Raw genomic sequence first — 18,526 nt, 5'->3', positions numbered from 1 at the left:
GTTGACACCCTTATCGCACCCCGCGAGGGGCGATAAGGGTGTCAACTGCCTGCTCGGCGACCGGGTGCCTGTTCGGCGGGCGGGTCGGGACGGTACGGTCGTCGGTCATGGAGGTCTCCGTCAGCGCGCTGCGCGCCGAGCTGAAGTCGTGGATCGAGAAGGCTCGTGCGGGCGAGGAGGTCGTCATCACCGAGCGCGGGGTGCCGGTCGCCCGGCTGTCGGGGGTGCAGACCGCGGACCTCGTCGCCGACCTCGTGCGCGACGGCCTGCTCACCCCCGCCGCGACGGAGCGGCCCGTGCACGCGGTGCCCGACGGCGAGGCCGCGGCCGTCGCCCGGCCGTCCGCGCGGCCCGCCGCCCGCCCCGCGTCGCGCATGTCCGACCTGGTGCGCCGCATCCGGCGCTGACCCGCGGCGCACCACCGCACCACCGCACCATGACCACCGCACGACGCCGCACCCGACGACCGGACGGAGCAGGATGGCACTCGTCTACTTCGACGCCAGCGCGTTGGTGAAGCTGTGCGTCCACGAGTCCGGCTCCGGGCTCGCGAGCGCGCTGTGGAACCGGGCCGACGTCGTCGTCAGCTCGCGCATCGCCGACGCGGAGGTGCGGGCGGCGCTCGCGGCCGGAGAGCGGGCCGGCGTGCTCGACCCGCTGGCGCGCCGCCGCGGCGACGCGACCTGGGACGAGCTGAGCGCCGGCCTGCACACCCTCGAGGTCACGCCCGAGATCTCGGCCCGGGCCGCCGAGCTGCTCGCGTCGTGCCCCGTGCCGCTGCGCGCGGCCGACGCCCTGCACGTGGCGAGCGCGCTCGCCGTCGCCCACGACGACACCGTCGTCGCCGCCTGGGACGAGCACGTCGCCGGGGCCGCACGCTCCCGCCGGATGCGCGTGCTCCCGTAGGCTCGGCGGGTGATCTCCGCCGCCATCGGGTCCCTCCAGTACTTCCTGCTGATCGCGCTCGCGGTCGTGGTGTTCGTGGTGCAGCTCGTCGCCTTCGTCGACGCCGCCCGCCGCCCCGCCCGCGCGTACGTGTCCGAGGGGAAGCTGACCAAGAACATCTGGCTGCTCATCCTCGGCGTCGCGGCGCTGATCGGCCTGTTCGGGCTGCCGCCGATGCTCATGACGGCGGGCTCCTTCTTCAACGTCATCGCCACGACCCCCGCGATCATCTACTGGGTGGACGTGCGCCCCAAGATCCAGTCGTACGGGACCGGCGGGGGGCGTCGCCCGCAGGGTCCGACGGGCGGATGGTGACGTGGCGGACGAGATGACGACGCCCGGCGACGCCCGTCCTTCGGCTCCCGTGGCGCCAGTGGCTCCCGTGGCCGTCGGCGCGGTGCCGCTCGCCGAGGTGGTGCGCGGCGACCTGGTGGAGTCGGTGCACCTGGGGCACCTCGTGGTGCTGGGCCCGGACGGGGGTGTGCGGCTCGAGCTGGGCGACGCGGCCACGACGATCTGGCCGCGCTCGTCGGTGAAGCCGCTGCAGGCGCTCGCCATGGTGCGCTCCGGCCTCGACCTGCCGGACCGGCTCCTCGCGCTGGCGGCCGCCAGCCACAGCGGCGCGCCCGAGCACCTGGAAGGGGCGCGTGAGATCCTCGCGGGCGCCGGCCTGGACGAGTCGGCCCTGCGCAACACTCCGGACCTGCCGCTCGGCCGCGCCGAGTCCCTGGCCTGGCTGCAGGCGGGACGCGGCCCGGAGCGGATCGCGCAGAACTGCTCGGGCAAGCACGCCGCCATGCTCGCGACCTGCGTCGCCGCCGGCTGGGACACGGAGACGTACCTCGACGCGGAGCACCCGCTGCAGCGGGCGGTCCGTGCCGCGGTCGTCGAGCTCACGGGAGACGACGACCCGCACGTCACCACCGACGGCTGCGGCGCGCCCCTGTTCTCGACGAGCGTGCGGGGGCTGGCGCGGTCGTTCGGCCGGCTCGCGGCGGCCGGCCGGTCGAGCGACGGCGGGGACCCTGGCCGGATCGCGCGCGCGATGGCCCGGCACCCGGAGATGGTCGCGGGCCGCGGGCGCGAGGACACCCTGGTCATGACCGCCGTGCCGGGCACGATCGCGAAGATCGGGGCCGACGGCGTGTGCGCGGCGGGCCTGCCCGACGGGTCCGCCGTCGCGTTCAAGATCCTCGACGGCGGCGACCGGCCGCGCCCGGCGATCCTCGCCGCGGCGGTGCGTGCCGCGGGGGCGGCTGCCGTCCCGGGCGCCGACCTGGCCGCGCTGGACGCCGTCGGGACGACGCCCGTGCTCGGCGGCGGCGCCCCGGTGGGTGCCGTGCGCCCGGCGTTCGGGGCGGCCGGCGCGTGAGGGCGGTCCTGCAGCGCGTGACGCGCGCCAGCGTCACGGTGGACGGCGAGGTCGTGGGCGCGATCGACCGGCCGGGCCTCCTCGCCCTCGTCGGCGTGACGCACGACGACGGCGCCGCCGAGGTGGCGACCGTCGCCCGCAAGATCGCCGAGCTACGCATCCTGCGTGACGAGCGCTCGGCCCTCGACGCGGGGGCTCCCGTGCTCGTGGTCAGCCAGTTCACCCTCTACGGCGACGCCCGCAAGGGCCGCCGGCCCACGTGGAACGCGGCGGCCCCCGGCCCGGTCGCGGAGCCGCTGGTGGACGCCGTCGTCGCCGACCTGCGCGCCCGGGGACTCGAGGTCGCGACCGGACGGTTCGGCGCGGATATGGACGTCGAGCTGGTGAACGACGGCCCCGTGACTATATTGGTGGAGACCTGACAAATTCCTGACCTGCGTATATGCGCAGGTCGGGGGTGAATTCCTCAGGTCGCCGCCGCCGAGCACCGACGCTCGGCACGAGACGGGAGGCCGACGATGACCTCGATCCGGGACGGCGCCACGCCCTGGCACTCCTCCTCCCCGGTCCGTGCGCGGCCCGTCGCGCCGCAGGTCGTGCGTCGGGTGGCGACGTTGGTCGGCGGGGACGCGGACGCGCTCGCCCAGACGCTCGCCCTGCTCACCCCGTGGCAGCTCGCCGGGACGGAGTCGCTGCCCGACCCGCTCCCCGTGACCCCCGCCGTCCGCGCCAGGACGCTCCTCGGCACCGGCACCCTGGACGCCGAGGACCGGGCCGTGCTGCTCGCCGCGAGCGTGCTGGTCGTGGACCGGGTTGACGTGCTCCTCGGCGCCACCGGCGCCGACGTGGACCGGCTCCTCGGCCCGCCGCTCGCCGAGCACCTGCGGCTCGCCGACGGCCGCTACCGCGTGGCCGACCCCCGCGTCCGCGCCGTCGTGCACGAGGACGCCGACCTCACCGAGCGCACCGCGGTGCACGCGGCCCTGGCCGCCGAGCTCGAGCGGGCGGGGGAGAAGGGCGCCGCCCGCTGGCACGATGCGCTCGCCACCCTGGCCGGGGACCCGGCCCTCGCCGAGGGCCTCGTACGGCTCGCCGAGCGGCGGCTCGCCCAGGGCAACGCCGTCCTGGCCCACGCCGTCGCCCGGGAGGCGGCGAGCCACGGCACGGGCGCCGTGCGGGCGCGGGCGTTCCTCGTCGCCGGCCGGGCGGCGCTGCTCGCCGGGCACCTGCACGACGCCGCAGGCTGGCTCGACCGGGTCGCGAGCACCGGCGTCGCCGCCGTGCAGGCGGACGCCGAGCGGGCGACCGCCGCCGTCCAGGCCCTCGCCGGGACGGGCCCCGGCGCCCGGGCCGAGGACCCGGCGGGCGTCCGGTTGGCGCGCACCGTCGTTCCGGTCGCCCGCGCCGTCGTCTCGGCCGCGGACCGGGCCGCGGTGGTGGCGGTCGTCGAGGCCCTCGCGCGCCTCGACCGGGACCCGCAGGGCGCCGACCAGGTGCTGGCCCGCGCCGTCGTGACGGCCGTGCCCGCGGGGGACCCGGGCGCCTGGTCGCAGGCCGACGCGCTCACGCCGCTCGCGGAGGCGCACCTGCGCGCCGCGCAGGCGCTGCTGCTGGTGCGCAGCGGCGACACCACGCAGGCCGCGCGCGTCCTCGAGGACGCCGCCGGCCGCCTGCCGCTCGGCCACGTGGCCGGCGGGCTGGCCGCCGAGGTGGCCCGCTGCGCCGGCGCGGACACGGTCGCCGCCGGGCTGCGCGCGGTGGGCCCCGAGCCGGCCGCGGCCACCGTCGACGCCGCGCGTGCCGTCGGGTGCGTCCGCCCCGACGCCGTACCGTCGCTCGTGGTCAGCGCCGTCCGGACCTGTCGCGGGACGGGCGGGCGGGGCGGGGGAGGCGCGGGCGTCTGGGACGACTGGGCCGGCGTGCTCACCGCGCGGGAGCTCGACGTCGCGCGGCTCGTGGCCGACGGGCTCGCCAACAAGCAGGTGGCCGACCGGCTCTGCGTCTCGGTGCGCACCGTCGAGGTCCACCTGGGGCGCGTCTTCCGGAAGGTGGGCGTGAGCTCGCGCGGCGAGCTGACCGTCGTCGCGCACCGGCGGGCGTCCTGACCTGCGAAGCCCGGCCCGGTGACCTGCGGGGACGCCGGCCCGAGGGCAGATGGTCAGTGCTCGGTACGGCGGCGCCGGGCGGCGGCGACGGCGATCCCGCCCGCGGCGACCAGGGCGGCGGCCGCGGCGACCAGGCCCGCGACGCCTGCGCCGGTCTGCGGCAGGAAGCTGGACGTCGGCGTGACCGGCGGGGCGGCCTCCGGCGGCACGGCACCGGGGACGGTGGAGCCGGGCGTCGGCGTCGGGGTGGCGCCGGGCGGGTTGGTCGCGCAGCTCGGCGACGACGGCGGGTAGGCGGCCGTCAGCGTCAGCTCGGGGTTGACCTGCAGCTTCACGTCGACGGACGGGCGCACCCAGTCGAACTCGTCGCCCTCCACCCAGACGCCGTTCTCCAGGCGCCAGCCCGGCCAGTCGACGGGGTTGCCGGCGGAGTCCACGACGGCGCCCGGCCACAGGACGCGGCCGCTCATCGGCAGGTCGGCCTGGACCACGTCGTCGCCGTCCGGGTTGAGCCACGTGATCGTCACCGTGGTGTTCGGCGTGCCCGTCGCGGTCACCGCGTAGCGCAGGTACGGGACGTCGCCGTCGCACACGGGCTCGAAGATCTGCGCCGTGAGCGTCGGGACCTCGGGCGGCGCGTAGTCCGTGCTGCTCGGGCTGGGGCTCGGGTCCGTGGCCGCGACCGCGGGCGTGGCGGTGAGGGCGGCGCCGGCACCTAGGAGCAAGGCGACGGCGATACCGGCGGAGCGTGCGTGGGCCATCTCGACTCCTCGGGCGGTGCTCGCAAGGGGGCTTCCTCGGTCGTTCACGCTAGCCGCGCGGCGCCTCGCCGGACCCTGCCTCACCCGGGTGAAACCGCTGGCAGGAGGCGCATTCACCCGCTCCTCGCGAGCCCGCGGCATCAGTCGCAGACAGGCGCCTCGACGTCGAGCAGGCCGCCGCTCGTCAGAGTCGGCGTGGACCACACCTCGAGGCGGCCGGCAGGGGTGCCGCCGGCGCGCTCCGGCGCCGCCGGCACGGTGAGGCGCAGGGTGGTCCCCTCGCCCGGGGCGAGGGAGACGGTGACGGACTGGGTGGCGCGGCCGTGCGTCGTGCGGGCGTCGCCGCCGACGGCGCTGCCGTCCCGCTCCACGCGCGGCGCCCCGCCGTCGCGCGGGCCGGCGACCGTCACCCCGAGGCTCAGGGTGCCCGGCGGGCGCGCCCGGCCGGGGATCCCGGCGACGTAGGCGGGGAGCGCGGTCGCGGCGTCCTCCGGCGCGGTCGACGCGAGGTCGAGCTCCAGCGTGTCCACCCGGACCGCGGCCGTGCACTCCGAGCCCACGACCCGCAGCGCGGAGTCCAGGTAGGCCGACATCTTCCCCGACACGTGGTCCGTGAGGAACACGCCCACGGCGTCCGCGGCGCGCGGCGCGGCGGCGTACGACCCCGCGACCAGCGTGCCGGTCAGCCGCGCCTCCTCGTCGTCGTGGGCGGACCAGACGCGCAGCCGGTGCTCGCCCGCGGCGTGCTGCAGCGCGGTCAGCAGCGCCCCCGGGCCGACGTCCTCCGCCGTGGAGCGCGCGAGGACGGCCGCCGCCGTCTCGGCGTAGAACTGGTCGGCCGTCGCCGGGTCGAGGACGTCGTACACACGGCGCAGCAGCACGTCGACGACGTTCTCGGCCGTGAGCTCCACGCTGTCCCGGCCGACCTCCGCGGCGACCGGCGCCGACAGCTTCACGCGCACGGGACCCGTCTCGGCGAGCAGGAACGACAGCGCCACCGGGTCGGTCGCGAGCACGCCGTCGACCCTCTCGCCCTCGTTGCGGGCCCACATCGCCGCCGCCAGCGTCGCCGTCGTGGGGAAGTCGGGCGTCGCGGTCACGTCCTGCACGAACATGCCGAGGCGGCCCGTGTACGCGGCGTCGTCGTCGGCGGACAGCGGCAGCACCGGCTCGCGGAAGGACGGGAAGTCGGCGGCGGCCACCTGGCGCACCACGGTCGTGCGCCCCTGGTCGACGCGCAGCAGGAGGAGCGCGCCGGGGATCCCGCCGCCCGCCCGGAGCTCGGCGGAGCTCATGCTGAGCATCAGGTAGGTGCGCGGTCCGTCCGCGCCGAGCATCGCGGGGGCGAGCGAGGCGGCGCGGTCACCGGTGGCGACGACGGCGGCGAGGTCGTCCACCTGGTCGCGCAGGGTCGCGACCGGGCCCGTCAGCTGCGGCAGCAGGCTCTCGGGGTCGACGGCGTCGAGCCGCGCGAGCGACGCGTCCACCGACCGCTGGGCCGCGGCCATGCCGGGCGCCGCTCCCCGGAGCGGGGCCAGGTCGAGGCCGCCGTCGGGCGTGCGGGTCGTGGCGGGGACCGCGTCTGCCAGGTCGGCGAGGGCGGGCAGGACGTCGTCGGTGACGTCGTCGAGCACGACGGCCACGTCGGCGGCGGCCGACGCCGACGGGCCGATGACGGGCGCCCGGGCCGCCAGCCACCACAGCGGCCCGTCGGTGGACTCGCGGGCGACCGTCGTCTGGCGCCGCAGCTCCGCGAGCGCGGGGGAGGAGGCCAGGGGCGCGGGCGAGGCGCCGTCGCCCTCCGCGCGGACGCCGGCGCGCAGCTCCGCCGAGACGACCGGGACCTGCGCGGCCGCGCGCGTCAGCGCGGTGCGCGTCGCCAGCGCGTCGCGCACCAGCAGGAGGGCGCACGCGACCACCAGGAGCAGGGCCACGAGCACACCGAGCGCCACCCACCGGCCGACCCGCCGGCGTGGGCGGGGCGCCGGGGTGCGGGGGTCGGCCGCGGTGGGCGCCTGGCCGGTGTCGACGGTCATGTCGGCACGGTAGGTCCCCCCGGCCCGGGCGGAGGGATGAATCTGCGGGTGATGTCCGCGCCCGCGGGTGCAAGGCTCGTGGTCACGACGACACAGTCGCGGCGAGGGGAGGCTCGCGCCGACGCGTGCCCCAGGACCGCAGGAGGCCCGGTGGACCCGGACGAGACCGTGCGCCACGACGCGCCGGCGGGAGGCGACGCGGCGTGGTTCGACGCGCTGTTCGAGGCGCACGCCGGGGCGGTGCACCGCTACCTGGTGCGGCGCCTGCCGGCCGGCGGGGCGGACGCCGAGGACCTCGCCGCCGACGTCCTCGCCACCGCGTGGCGCCGGCGCGACGACGTGCCTCGCGGCGCGGAGCTGCCCTGGCTCTACCGGACGGCCGGCTTCGTCCTCGCCAACCACCGGCGCAAGGCGCGCCCCATCCCGGTCGCCCTCGTGCCGGAGGTTCCCGACGACGTCGACCCCGCCGCGCTGGCGCTCGACGACGACCACGTGCGTGCCGTGCTCGGCCGGCTGTCGCCCCGTGACCGCCGCATCCTCCTGCTGGTCGCGTGGGACGGCGTCGACGGCGAGGGGCTCGCCCAGGTGCTGGGGGTGTCACGCGGCGGGGCGGACGCGGCGCTGTCCCGCGCGCGGTCGCGGCTGCGCGCGGCGTGGGACGCGGAGGGCGACGCGGAGTCCGTCGCCGCGCCCGGGGACGACGGCGGCGAGGCCGCGCAAGCGGGTGCGCGATGACGACACAGACGGGGTGCACGACGCCCGCCGCGACGACGGGCCGCGACGCCGGGAGGGCAGCATGAGCCGGGACGAGGGCCACGACGAGGGCCACGACGAGGGCCACGACGAGGGCCACGACGAGGGCACCGACGAGACGCAGGGGCCGACGCCGGGCGCACCCGACGGGACGGGCGACGCGGCGTTCGACCGGCTCCGGGCGGCGGACCCGGCGGCAGGCGTCGGGACGCCCGCCGGGCTGCGCGCGAGCGTCGACGCGCGGCTGGCGGAGGACGGCCCCACCGCGGTCCCGGGCGCCGCCGGCACCGCGGGCCGGGACGAGGTCGCGGTCGACGAGGTCGCGGTCGACGCGCTCGCCGCGCGCCGTCGTCGGAGGCCGTGGCTGGCCGTCGCGGCCGTGGCGGCGTTCGCCGTCGTGGGTGGGGGCGGGTACCTGCTGGGCGGCGGCGCGTTCGCGGCCGGGGGGGCCGCTGACGAGTCCGGGGGTGCGAGCAGCAGCGTCGACTCCGAGGCCGCGAGCACCGCGGACGCGCCGGTCGTGCTGGGCGGCGGCGCGCAAGGCGGGTCGGGGGACCAGAGTGCCGGCGCGCGGGCCGGGGCGTCCGAGCAGGGCGCGGCGGGCCCGAGGTCCGGGGGCGCGTCGCTGGGCGCGGCGGACGACGGCGCGGGCGCGTCCGCGGCCGACACCGCCGCGTTGCCGAGCTGGTACGACTCCGGCCGCGCGACCTTCCACGGCGACCGCCTGTCCACCACCGGGGGCACCGCGGAGGCGTACGCCTTCGACGCGACCGACGTCGCGACCCGCGACGGCGCCGCGCGGCTCGCGGACGCGCTGGGCGTCGACGGGCAGCCACGCTGGGAGTACGGGTCGTGGGCGGCCGGGCCGCGCGACGGCGAGGGGCCCTCGATCTGGCTGTCGGTCGACGGCAGCGCCACCTTCTCCTACAACGACCCCGACGCCGACCCGTGGCGGTGCGGGGACGTCGCCCGCACGACCGAGGACGGCGACACGTCGGCCGGCGACGACGGTGACGGGTGCGCCGACGGGGGCAAGGATCCGGTGGGGGACGCGGCCGCCCGCCGGGCCCTGACGGACGTCATGACCCGCCTCGGCGTCGACCCGGCCGGCTTCGAGATCGAGGTGGCGAAGCAGACCGACGACGAGCCGGGCCGCTGGGTCACCGCCTTCCAGGTGGTGGGCGGCTCCCGCACCGGCGCGCAGTGGAGCGCGACCGTGGGCCCGGACGGCGTCGCCTGGCTGGACGGCTTCCTCGCCACCACCGCCGACCTGGGGGAGTACCCGGTGATCAGCCCCGCCGAGGCCGTCGACCGGCTCGGCGACCCGCGGTTCGCGGGCTCCGCGTGGCCCGTCGTGTACGCCGCGGAGCCGGACTACGCCGAGCCCGAGGAACCGACCGAGCCCACCGCGCCGCCCGCGCCCCCGGCGGCCGGCGACAAGGTCGACTGGCCCGTGTCCGACGTGGAGATCATCGGCGCCCGCCTCGGCCTGGCGCTGCAGACACAGGCCGACGGCGCCGTCGCCCTCGTGCCCGCGTACGAGCTCTCCGACGCCGACGGCAACGCCTGGTCCGTGCTCGCCGTCGCCGATGTCGCGACGGACTTCTCGGCATCCCGATGAGTCCGCGCCGTGCGTCGACCGCGGCCGCCGTCATCCTGGGGGCGCTCGCGGGCTGCGCGCCCCCGGGAGAGGTCGGGGCGTCCCCCGGCGTCGTGGTCGCCATGGCGGAGGAGTCGTTCCCGACGTCGGCGGCCGTCGACTGGGTGACCTACGCCGACCACGTCGTCGTCGTGACCGTCGTCGACGAGGCGGAGAGGGCGCGGTCGAGGGAGGACGGCAACCCCGCGGGCGAGCGGTACGTGGAGCGCGAGGTGGCGCTGCGGGTGGACGAGCGGCTGTGGAGCTCCGCCGACCCGCGCCACCGCGCGCCCCCCGACCGGTTCTCGATGGAGGCGGCGGGTTCCCTCGACCGTGACGGCGACCGCACGCCGTGGGCGGTCGAGGACACCCCGCGGATGGAGCGGGGCCACACCTACGTCGTCGCGCTCGTGTGGCGCCCCGCGGTGCCCGACCCGACGACGCCGACCCCCGCGCACTGGGCCTGGCTCGGCACGGACGCGCTCCTGCCCTACGACGACGGCACGATCGGCGTCGGCGAGCTCGAGGGCGTGGTCCGCGCCGCGCCGAGGGTGGTGCCCGAGGGCGACCCGGAGCGCTCGTTCGAGGACGCGATGGCGGGCCGGTCGGCCGCCGACCTCGCCGCCGTGCTCCGCGCGACCCGTCCGGTCGAGCGCGAGGACTACGGCTGAGCCCGACCCGTCGGACGTGACCGCCACCACCTGGGAGGTCGCTGTCGTCCGGGGCGGGTGCGGGTTACGGTCGTCGTGACCTGTCCCGGAGCACGAAGGAGAACTCCCATGTCCACCCGCACCGCACGCACCGCCTGGAACGGCGACATCCTGCAGGGCTCCGGCCGGGTGGAGCTCGCGAGCTCCGGCGTCGGCACGTTCGACGTCTCCTTCCCCCGCCGCACGGCGGACGCCGCCGAGGGCGTCACCAGCCCGGAGGAGCTCATCGCGGCCGCGCACTCCTCCTGCTTCGCGATGGCGTTCTCGCTGGAGGTCGCGAACGCGGGCGGCACGCCCGGGCAGACCGACGTGACCGCCGACGTCTCGCTGACCCCGGCCGCGGGCGGCGGTCTCGAGATCTCGACGATCGCGCTCACGGTGGTCGGCTCCGCGGCGGGCCTCGACGCCGACGCCTACCGCGCGGCCGCCGAGGCCGCCAAGGCCGGGTGCCCGGTCTCCAAGGCGCTCGCCGGCGTCGGCGAGATCACGCTGGACGTCACCTTCACCGGCTGACCGTGCTGTTGTAGTCAGGCCCCGCGCCCGCATCGAGCGTGCTGACCTGTTCCTCACACCCTCGGGTGGGGGACCCGGTCAGCACGCTCGATGCGTCTCCGGGCCGGGAGGGCTGGCGAGATCGCGCCGTGGCACAGATCCGCCGCACGGTGCCGTTGACCGGGTCGACGGCGCACCGGGAGCGTGCGGAGGGACCCCTGCACCCAGGGACCCTTCAGACACGGAGCCCCGATGAAACCCACGTACCGCCGCGTGCCGCCCACCGGGCCAGCACGCGCCAGGCGAGCCGCCGTCGTCCTGACGGCAGCGGCGCTCGCCGTCACCGGACTCGCCCAGCCGGCAGCCCTCGCCGCCGATGACGACGCGCTCGTCTCCCCGCAGGAGGCCGCACAGAGCCTCGTCGGCGAGAACACCCCCGACGACCCGTACACGACGGGCGGCGACGACGGGTTCACCCCCGTCGTCGAGGGCGACGACGCCGCGGCGCTCGACGCCAAGCTCGGCGACGCCGACCAGCAGCTGCTCAGCGAGGCGCAGGCGTCCGACGAGAAGACCGTCACGGTGCTCCTGGCCGTGCGTGCCGACCGTGCCCCCGCCGTCGAGGACGCCGTCGAGGACGCCGGCGGCGCCGTCGGGCGGACCGAGGCCGACCTGGGCTACGTCCGCGCCACCGTGCCGACGGACGAGGTGCCGGCGCTCGCAGCCCGCGGCGACGTCCTCGCCGTCGACCTCGACCGGCAGCTCCAGGTCCCCGACCCGACTCCCGTCGGGTCGGACGCCGGCGCCGCGACGTCGCGCGCGGCCGCGGACACCCCCGCCGCGCCGACGAAGGACACCCCCGCCGACAACCCCTACCTCCCGGTCGAGGAGACGGGGGCGGTCTCGTTCACCGACGCGAACCCGACGTGGGACGGCCGCGGCACCGTGATCGGTGTCCTCGACACCGGCGTCGACCTCGCGCACCCCGCGCTGCAGACCACCACCGACGGCAAGCCGAAGATCCTCGACTCGTTCGCGGCCACCGACCCCGTCATCGACAACGACGCGACGTGGCAGCGCATGACGACGAAGGTCACCGGGCCGTCGTTCACCTACGCGGGCGTGAAGTACACGGCGCCCGCGGGCACCTTCAGGATCGCGGGGCCGCTGGAGTCGTCCTCCGCGCGGGCCGACGCCGCCGGCGACCTCAACCGTGACGGCGACACGACCGACCGTATCGCCATGCTCTACGACCCCGAGACGCACGAGGTCCGCGTGGACACCGACGGCGACGGCGACCTGGCGGAGGAGACGCCGATGCTGCCGTTCGACGTCGACGGCCAGGTCGGCTACCTCGGCACCGACGACCCGGACACGGACGTCGTCGAGTCGATGCCGTTCACGGTCGAGTACCGCGAGGACGTCGACCTGTCGCCGCTGGGCGGCGCCAACGTCGGCAAGGTGGCCGACTACGTCAACCTCGGCGTCGTCGCCGGCGAGCACGGCACGCACGTGGCCGGCATCGCCGCCGGCAACGGGGTGCTGGGCGGCGCGATGCGCGGCGCCGCGCCGGGCGCGCAGATCGTCTCGGCCCGCGCCTGCACGTGGAACGGCGGCTGCACCGCCGTCGCGCTCACCGAGGGCATGATCGACCTCGTCGTCGAGCACGACGTCGACGTCGTGAACGTCTCCCTCGGCGGCCTCGTGCCGCTCAACGACGGCTCGAGCGCCATCGCGCGCCTCTACGACGAGCTGGTGGACACCTACGACGTCGACATCGTCGCCGCGGCCGGCAACGACGGTCCCGGCCTCAACACCGTGTCGCCGCCGTCGACGGGCGACGGCGTCATCAGCGTCGCGGCGTCGGTCAGCGACGACACGTGGTTCGCGAACTACGGCTCGCGCGTGCCCACCGACCTGGGCCTGTTCCCGTTCTCCTCGCGCGGCCCGTCGGAGGACGGCTCGCTCAAGCCCACCGTGAGCGCCCCGGGCGCCGCGGTGGCGTCCATCCCCACCTGGCTCGACGGCGGGGCGGTGCCGGGCGTCGGCTACGACCTGCCCGCGGGCTACGGGATGCTGAACGGCACGTCGATGGCGTCGCCGCAGGTCGCGGGCGACGTGGCCCTGCTGCGGTCCGCGGCGAAGGCCCGCGGGATCGACGTGACGTCGGCGGGGGTGCGCAGCGCCGTCACCGACACCGCGGACCTCATCGACGGCGTCCAGGTGGCCGCGCAGGGCGCGGGCGTCGTGGACGTCCCCGCGGCCTGGAAGCAGCTCCTGGTGGACGGCGCCGCCCGGCCCGAGCGGGCTGGCTACACCGTGCAGGCGCGGGTGTGCACCGCGCTCTCCGACGTCCTGACCACGCCGGGCGTCGGCGCGGGCGTGCACGACCGCTGCCTGCCCGAGGACGGCGGCGGCCTCGCCCCGGGCGCGACGACGTCCTACGACGTGAAGCTGACCCGCACGACGGGCGCGGCGCGTCCCGTGCTGCACCGGCTCTCGCTCGTCGGCGACGACGGGACGTTCTCGGTCCCCGCCTCCGTGCGGCTGGGCCGCGACGAGGCGCAGACGGTCGCCGTGACGGCCCACCCGCGCACCGCGGGGCTGCACTCGGCGCTGCTGCGGGTCGACGACCCGAGCACGCCCGGCGTCGACCGGGTCGTGCCGCTGACCGTGGTCGCCACGAAGGTCGCCGAGGCTCCCGCGCGCGCCGTGACCGCGAAGGGCGCGGTGCCGCGCGGCGGCGCCGAGTCCGTCTTCGTCGCCGTGCCCGACGGCGTGCAGAACCTCCAGGTCGCGCTCACCGCGGCCGACGGGTCCCCGGCGCAGGGCGTCCGCGTGCGGGCGTTCGACCCCGTCGGGCTTCCGATCGACGGGCCCGCCGCGTGCTACACGGCGACCGACGACTGCGACCCCTCGCGCCACTCCTACGAGCGGCCGCGAGCGGGCGTCTGGGAGCTGGTCGTCGAGGCGTCGCGCGCCGCCGCCGTCCCCTCGCCGTCGTACCGCGTGACGGCGACGCTCCAGGGCGTCGACGTCGAGCCGGCCGAGGTGCAGATCGACGCGCTCGACGTGCAGAAGCCGCAGCGCGTCGACGTCACCGCCACGAACGCGTGGGGGACCGTCGAGGCGAAGCCCGCCGCGGGCGCGCTGGGCCGCACGGTCAAGCTGCGCGGCACGATCGCCGAGGGCGAGGTCTCGCAGAACCGCGTCGACGTGCCGCGCGACGCGACGCTGCTCGACTTCACGCTCACGCCGCTGGCCGACGCCGACCTGGACGTGCTGGTCGCGCACATGGCCACCGGCCAGATCGTGGCCCGCGGGCAGGAGGTCGGGTCGGCGGCCGAGCACATCACGCTGCGCGATCCGATGCCGGGCTCGTACGTCGTCGTGGTCTCGGGCACGTCCGTGCCCGGCGGGTCGGTCGACTTCGACTACGTGGAGGACCTGTTCTCCCCGTCGCTCGGGTCCGTCACCGTGGCCGACGACGCCCCGCGCACCCTGGCCCCGGGGGACACGCTGGGCCTCGACGTCGACGTGACCGCGGTCGCCCACCCGTTCGGGACGCGCGCCCTCGTGGGCGCCGTGCCGCTGGTGAACGACGCGGGCGGGATCGTCGGCAGCGCGCGGGTGCGCGTCGCCGCCGTGCGCACCCCGCAGGCCGAGGTGCTGGACACCGACCAGCCGTTCGTCGGCGCCGACATGAACGGCAAGGGCGTCGTGGCCGGCGACGACCAGGTCAACTGGCTCACCACGCCCGGCCTGTGGACGGCCGAGGGCGGGTTCACGCCCCTCGACGTCGGCCCGGACGGGAAGATGGGCTCGGCCTACGGCATCAACGAGGCGGGCGACGCGTCCGGGCAAGTGATGCGCAAGGACGGCACCCTCCTGGCGGCGCTGTGGCGCGCCGACGGCACACTCGTCGACATCGGCGTCCCCGACGCACGGCCCTACGACCAGACCTACGCGTACGGCCTGAACGACGCGACGAGCGAGCACGGCGTCCAGGTGGTCGGGGTCTCCGTCGACGACGCCATGGTCGACGGCGTCCAGCAGCGGACCCTCGACCCGTGGGTGTGGACCGACGGCTCCGGGTTCCGGACGCTGCCGCACCTGAGCGACGACCACCGTGCGACGCAGGCGCTCGCGCTGAACGACGCGGGCTACGTCGTCGGCTCGTCGTTGGGGAAGGACGGGATCCCGCACGCCGTGCGCTGGACGCCCGCCGGGGAGATCGAGGACCTCGGCGTCCTGCCGGGGATGTGGGACGCCGTCGCGCAGGGCATCAACGCCGACGGCGACGTCGTCGGGCGCTCCGGCCACGACGCGTTCGTCTGGACGGCGGAGGACGGGCTGCGCCGCCTGCCCGACCTCGGGTTCGACGGCACGGCCCTGCAGATCTCCGACACCGGCCTGGTGCTGGGCCTCGCCCAGACGACGCCGGAGGTGCAGACGCCGGTGGTGTGGGACGCGCACGGGCACCTCTTCGACCTCGCGCACACGGTCGACCAGCGGACGGTCTACGCCGTCGACGCGTGGGCCGTCCACGGCTCGAAGGTGCTGGTCTACGGCTACATGGGCTCCGGGTCCGGCGTGGCTCTGCTCGACCTGCCCGAGCTGCCGTGACCTGACCGCCTGGCCGGCCGGGCTCGCTTCCCCCGCTCAGCCGAGCAGGGGCGGCGAGCCCGCGCCGGTCCCGGCGATGACGCCCTCCACGGTCTCGCGCAGCACGTCGCGCGGGTCGTGCGCGGGTGCCCAGTGCAACAGCTCGCGGGCGCGGGTCGCGTCGAGGACGACGTCGGCCCGGGCCATGTCGTACCAGCCCACGTCGATCGGGGCGAGGTGCAGCCGGGACGCGACGGACAGGCCGGTCCGCGCGGTGTCCGGGGAGACGGCCACCTTGCGGCCGCCGGCGAGCACCTCGGCCAGGTCGTCGCCCGTGAGCCAGCCCTCGGGCGCGAGGTTGAACGCCCCGGGGTGGCGCCCGACGACGACGGCACGGTAGGCGTCGGCGGCGTCGTCGGTGTGCATCACCTGCAGGCGCAGCCCGTCGGGCGCGGGGACGGCGGGCAGGAGCGCGCCCTCGGGGGCCCGCTTGGCGGCGAGCCGCAGCGCGCGGGTGCCGAGCGGCCCGAGGAAGTAGCGGCCCAGCTCGGCGCCGGCCTCGCGCTGCAGCATCAGCGCCGGGCGCACCCGGGTCACGACCAGCTGCGGGTAGGCCTCCGCGTACCCGTCGAGCATCCGCTCCACGGCGACCTTCTGCACCGAGTACGAGGACGTCGGCACCCCGCGCCGCGGCCAGTCCTCGGCGACCGGGCTGCCGTCCTCGGGGCCGGGGGAGTACACGCCGGACGTCGAGCCGAGCACCAGGTGCCGCACCCCCGCCCGCACGACGGCGTCGGCGACGGCGCGCGACCCGTCGAGGTTGAGGCGCCGTGCCTGCGCGGAGTCGCGGGCCGACGGCGATGCCCAGGCGAGGTGGATCACGGCGTCCGCCCCGAGGAAGGCACGGTCGAGCCCGCGGACGACGGCGTCGTGCGTGTCGGTGAGGTCGACGCGGACCCACTCGGCGGCGGTGTGCGGGAAGGCGACGGTGCTGCTGCCGTCGGCCCGGGGGACGCGTCGGGCGACGCCGACGATCGAGGTGACGGCCGGCTCTCGCACCAGTGCTCGCAGCACGGCGGTCCCGACGTTTCCGCTGGCTCCCACGACGACGACGCGCACGGTCCGACCGTAGCCGCGCGGGCGGGGCGGCGCGCGTGCAGCCGCGGAAGCGCCGCATCGCGTACGTGGCACACCGTGTGTATAGCCAACACCGCGTGTATGCCGTACGCTCGTGTACGCCATACACGACGACCCGAGGGGAACGGCCATGAACGACCCGATGATCGCGGTGCGGGGGCTGCGCAAGTCCTACGGACGCACCGCCGTCCTGCGCGGCGTCGACCTCGACGTCCGGCGCGGCGAGATCTTCGCCCTGCTCGGCCCGAACGGCGCCGGCAAGACCACCACCGTCAACATCCTCACCACGCTGGTGCGGCCGGACGGAGGCGCGGCGACCATCGCCGGCGCCGACGTCGTGAAGGACCCGGCGGCCGTCCGGCGCAGCATCGCGCTGACCGGCCAGTACGCGTCGGTCGACGAGTTCCAGACCGGCGAGGAGAACCTCGTCATGATGGCCGACCTCGCGCACCTGCCGAAGCGCGTCGTGCGAGGCCGCGCCCAGGAGCTCCTCGAGCGCTTCGACCTCACCGAGGCCGCGGGCCGCAAGGTGGCCACGTACTCCGGCGGCATGCGCCGCCGGCTCGACCTCGCCATCAGCCTCGTCGCCGACCCGGCCGTCCTCGTCCTCGACGAGCCCACGACCGGCCTCGACCCGGCGTCCCGCTCCCAGCTGTGGGACGTGGTCCGGGGCCTCGCCGCCGACGGCACCACCATCCTGCTCACCACGCAGTACCTCGAGGAGGCGGACCGCCTCGCCGATACGATCGCGGTCCTCGCCGAGGGGCGGATCGCTGCCCGCGGCACCGCGGCCGAGCTCAAGGCGCTCGTCGCGGGCGACCACGTGCGCGTCTCCTTCGACGACGCCGCGAGCCTCGCGGCCGCGCGCGGGCTGGGCGTCGCGGGCCTCGCCGAGGCCGAGGAGGACGCGAAGGCGCTCGCCCTGACGTTCCCGAGCCCCGAGCCCGTGCGGGCCATCCGCGACGTCCTCGACCGGGCCGAGGCGAGCGGCCTCGCCGTCGCCGGGGTGAGCGTGGTCAAGCCCACACTCGACGACGTCTTCCTCGCCCTGACCAGCAGCACCGACCGCCCGACCCGCACCCCCGAGGAGGCCCTGCGATGACCACCACCCTGGCCCCGGCGCCGCACACCGCGCCTGGCCGCGCCCGCGCCGTGCGCGCGCCCCTGCGCGACGTCGCGACCATGACCCGGCGCGAGGCGCGCCGCTCGCTCCGCTCGATCGACGGCCTCGTCACCGCGTTCGTGCTGCCGGTGATGATCATGCTCGTCTTCGTCGTCATCTTCGGCGGCGCCATCGAGCAGGACGGGCAGTACATCGACTACGTCGTGCCCGGCGTCCTCATCATGTGCCTGGGCTTCGGGTCGGCGACGGCGGCCGTGGCCGTGGCGCAGGACATGACCTCCGGCACGATCGACCGGTTCAAGACGCTCCCGATCTTCGGACCGGCGGCGCTGTGGGGGCACGTGCTCGCGAGCGTCGTGCGCAACCTCGCGTCCGCGGCGGTGGTGCTCCTGGTCGCCGTCGCGCTCGGCTTCCGGCCGGACGCCGGGGCGGGGGACTGGCTCGGCTTCGTCGGCCTCGCCGTGCTGGCCGTGCTCACCTTCACGTGGCTCAGCACCGCGCTGGGCCTCGTCCTGAGCGTGGAGGCGTCCCAGTCGGTGAACTTCATCTTCCTGTTCGTGCCGTACCTCAGCTCGGGCTTCGTGCCCGTGGACACCATGCCGGACTGGCTGCACGGCTTCGCCGAGCACCAGCCGTTCACGCCCATCATCGAGTCGGTGCGCGGCCTGCTGTCGGGGACGCCGGACGGCGGCACGATCCTGGTCGCCTGCGCCTGGCTCGTCGGGTTCCTGGCGCTGAGCGTCGCCGTCGGCAGCGTGCTCTACCGCCGTCGGACCGCCCGCTGAACGCTCCATCGAACGCTGTGAGCGGGCGTTTGGCCCCGTCCTCGCCACGAGACGGGGCCAAAC

16 protein-coding genes are annotated in these 18,526 nt (G+C 76.6%); 13 read left to right on the top strand and 3 right to left on the bottom strand.

The annotated features are described in order from the left end of the window. Window positions 1-107: 107 nt before the first annotated feature. The 6 genes from ACFWDO_RS18365 (at window position 108) to ACFWDO_RS18340 (ending at window position 4,422) form a co-directional block, all read left to right on the top strand. On the top strand, window positions 108-407 hold the full coding sequence (locus ACFWDO_RS18365; RefSeq protein WP_380322225.1) for a type II toxin-antitoxin system Phd/YefM family antitoxin: 300 nt from the start codon (window positions 108-110) through the stop codon (window positions 405-407). A 73-nt stretch (window positions 408-480) separates the two neighbouring features. Further along, the gene (locus ACFWDO_RS18360) at window positions 481-906 is read left to right on the top strand and encodes a type II toxin-antitoxin system VapC family toxin (protein ID WP_380322222.1); all 426 of its coding nucleotides are present in this window, start codon (window positions 481-483) and stop codon (window positions 904-906) included. A gap of 9 nt (window positions 907-915) precedes the next feature. Beyond that, entirely contained in the window at window positions 916-1,260 is a 345-nt protein-coding gene (locus ACFWDO_RS18355; protein WP_380322219.1) for a DUF2516 family protein, read from the top strand. 13 nt (window positions 1,261-1,273) lie between these two features. Then, window positions 1,274-2,317 carry an asparaginase gene (locus tag ACFWDO_RS18350; protein ID WP_380322228.1) on the top strand — a complete coding sequence of 348 codons (1,044 nt, stop codon included), beginning with the start codon at window positions 1,274-1,276 and terminating at the stop codon, window positions 2,315-2,317. After that, a complete protein-coding gene (gene dtd, locus ACFWDO_RS18345; protein ID WP_380322216.1) occupies window positions 2,314-2,739 on the top strand; it encodes a D-aminoacyl-tRNA deacylase in 426 nt (141 codons plus the stop codon). The genes ACFWDO_RS18350 and dtd overlap by 4 nt, the downstream gene beginning before the upstream one ends. Window positions 2,740-2,835: 96 nt before the next feature. Continuing rightward, entirely contained in the window at window positions 2,836-4,422 is a 1,587-nt protein-coding gene (locus ACFWDO_RS18340) for a LuxR C-terminal-related transcriptional regulator (protein ID WP_380322213.1), read from the top strand. A 53-nt stretch (window positions 4,423-4,475) separates the two neighbouring features. Here the strand turns inward: ACFWDO_RS18340 and ACFWDO_RS18335 are convergent, their stop codons facing one another. Both ACFWDO_RS18335 and ACFWDO_RS18330 read right to left on the bottom strand, forming a co-directional pair. Continuing rightward, window positions 4,476-5,183 carry an LPXTG cell wall anchor domain-containing protein gene (locus ACFWDO_RS18335; RefSeq protein ID WP_380322210.1) on the bottom strand — a complete coding sequence of 236 codons (708 nt, stop codon included), beginning with the start codon at window positions 5,181-5,183 and terminating at the stop codon, window positions 4,476-4,478. Window positions 5,184-5,323: 140 nt separating this feature from the next. After that, complete coding sequence (locus ACFWDO_RS18330; protein ID WP_380322207.1) at window positions 5,324-7,219, bottom strand: DUF4012 domain-containing protein; 1,896 nt, start codon at window positions 7,217-7,219, stop codon at window positions 5,324-5,326. A 150-nt stretch (window positions 7,220-7,369) separates the two neighbouring features. On the opposite strand from ACFWDO_RS18330, the gene ACFWDO_RS18325 reads away from it, so the two are divergent. The 5 genes from ACFWDO_RS18325 (at window position 7,370) to ACFWDO_RS18305 (ending at window position 15,439) form a co-directional block, all read left to right on the top strand. Beyond that, a complete protein-coding gene (locus ACFWDO_RS18325) occupies window positions 7,370-7,954 on the top strand; it encodes an RNA polymerase sigma factor (protein WP_380322204.1) in 585 nt (194 codons plus the stop codon). Between the two features lie 61 nt (window positions 7,955-8,015). Beyond that, window positions 8,016-9,593: a hypothetical protein gene (locus ACFWDO_RS18320; RefSeq protein ID WP_380322201.1), complete on the top strand. Its 1,578-nt coding sequence runs from the start codon at window positions 8,016-8,018 to the stop codon at window positions 9,591-9,593. Then, window positions 9,590-10,282 (top strand): hypothetical protein, encoded by a 693-nt coding sequence (locus ACFWDO_RS18315; RefSeq protein WP_380322198.1) that lies wholly within the window; start codon window positions 9,590-9,592, stop codon window positions 10,280-10,282. The genes ACFWDO_RS18320 and ACFWDO_RS18315 overlap by 4 nt, the downstream gene beginning before the upstream one ends. Window positions 10,283-10,390: 108 nt before the next feature. Next, window positions 10,391-10,834 (top strand): OsmC family peroxiredoxin, encoded by a 444-nt coding sequence (locus tag ACFWDO_RS18310; RefSeq protein ID WP_380322195.1) that lies wholly within the window; start codon window positions 10,391-10,393, stop codon window positions 10,832-10,834. A gap of 231 nt (window positions 10,835-11,065) precedes the next feature. Beyond that, window positions 11,066-15,439, top strand: a complete 4,374-nt coding sequence (locus ACFWDO_RS18305; RefSeq protein WP_380322191.1) for a S8 family serine peptidase — start codon at window positions 11,066-11,068, stop codon at window positions 15,437-15,439. A 36-nt stretch (window positions 15,440-15,475) separates the two neighbouring features. Here the strand turns inward: ACFWDO_RS18305 and ACFWDO_RS18300 are convergent, their stop codons facing one another. Continuing rightward, on the bottom strand, window positions 15,476-16,537 hold the full coding sequence (locus ACFWDO_RS18300) for an NAD-dependent epimerase/dehydratase family protein (protein WP_380322188.1): 1,062 nt from the start codon (window positions 16,535-16,537) through the stop codon (window positions 15,476-15,478). A gap of 148 nt (window positions 16,538-16,685) precedes the next feature. Between ACFWDO_RS18300 and ACFWDO_RS18295 the strand changes: the two genes are divergently transcribed. Together ACFWDO_RS18295 and ACFWDO_RS18290 are read left to right on the top strand one after the other, a co-directional pair. Then, the gene (locus ACFWDO_RS18295; protein WP_380322185.1) at window positions 16,686-17,657 is read left to right on the top strand and encodes an ATP-binding cassette domain-containing protein; all 972 of its coding nucleotides are present in this window, start codon (window positions 16,686-16,688) and stop codon (window positions 17,655-17,657) included. Continuing rightward, a complete protein-coding gene (locus tag ACFWDO_RS18290; RefSeq protein WP_380322182.1) occupies window positions 17,654-18,463 on the top strand; it encodes an ABC transporter permease in 810 nt (269 codons plus the stop codon). The genes ACFWDO_RS18295 and ACFWDO_RS18290 overlap by 4 nt, the downstream gene beginning before the upstream one ends. The last annotated feature ends 63 nt before the right edge of the window (window positions 18,464-18,526 follow it).

Origin of the sequence: Isoptericola sp. NPDC060185 (genome assembly GCF_042728595.1) — a bacterium.
Lineage (GTDB): Bacteria > Actinomycetota > Actinomycetes > Actinomycetales > Cellulomonadaceae > Isoptericola.
Note: the sequence above shows the minus strand (reverse complement) of the source record. Positions and strands in the feature narration are given on the sequence as shown.

Excerpts from the sequence above, each read along its gene's own strand:
- ACFWDO_RS18360 (WP_380322222.1), top strand. The coding sequence starts at position 481 with ATGGCACTCGTCTACTTCGACGCCAGCGCGTTGGTGAAGCTGTGCGTC.
- ACFWDO_RS18310 (WP_380322195.1), top strand. The coding sequence starts at position 10,391 with ATGTCCACCCGCACCGCACGCACCGCCTGGAACGGCGACATCCTGCAG.
- ACFWDO_RS18335 (WP_380322210.1), bottom strand. The coding sequence starts at position 5,183 with ATGGCCCACGCACGCTCCGCCGGTATCGCCGTCGCCTTGCTCCTAGGT.
- ACFWDO_RS18320 (WP_380322201.1), top strand. The coding sequence starts at position 8,016 with ATGAGCCGGGACGAGGGCCACGACGAGGGCCACGACGAGGGCCACGAC.
- ACFWDO_RS18330 (WP_380322207.1), bottom strand. The coding sequence starts at position 7,219 with ATGACCGTCGACACCGGCCAGGCGCCCACCGCGGCCGACCCCCGCACC.
- ACFWDO_RS18305 (WP_380322191.1), top strand. The coding sequence starts at position 11,066 with ATGAAACCCACGTACCGCCGCGTGCCGCCCACCGGGCCAGCACGCGCC.
- ACFWDO_RS18340 (WP_380322213.1), top strand. The coding sequence starts at position 2,836 with ATGACCTCGATCCGGGACGGCGCCACGCCCTGGCACTCCTCCTCCCCG.
- ACFWDO_RS18350 (WP_380322228.1), top strand. The coding sequence starts at position 1,274 with ATGACGACGCCCGGCGACGCCCGTCCTTCGGCTCCCGTGGCGCCAGTG.
- ACFWDO_RS18290 (WP_380322182.1), top strand. The coding sequence starts at position 17,654 with ATGACCACCACCCTGGCCCCGGCGCCGCACACCGCGCCTGGCCGCGCC.
- ACFWDO_RS18365 (WP_380322225.1), top strand. The coding sequence starts at position 108 with ATGGAGGTCTCCGTCAGCGCGCTGCGCGCCGAGCTGAAGTCGTGGATC.
- ACFWDO_RS18295 (WP_380322185.1), top strand. The coding sequence starts at position 16,686 with ATGAACGACCCGATGATCGCGGTGCGGGGGCTGCGCAAGTCCTACGGA.
- ACFWDO_RS18315 (WP_380322198.1), top strand. The coding sequence starts at position 9,590 with ATGAGTCCGCGCCGTGCGTCGACCGCGGCCGCCGTCATCCTGGGGGCG.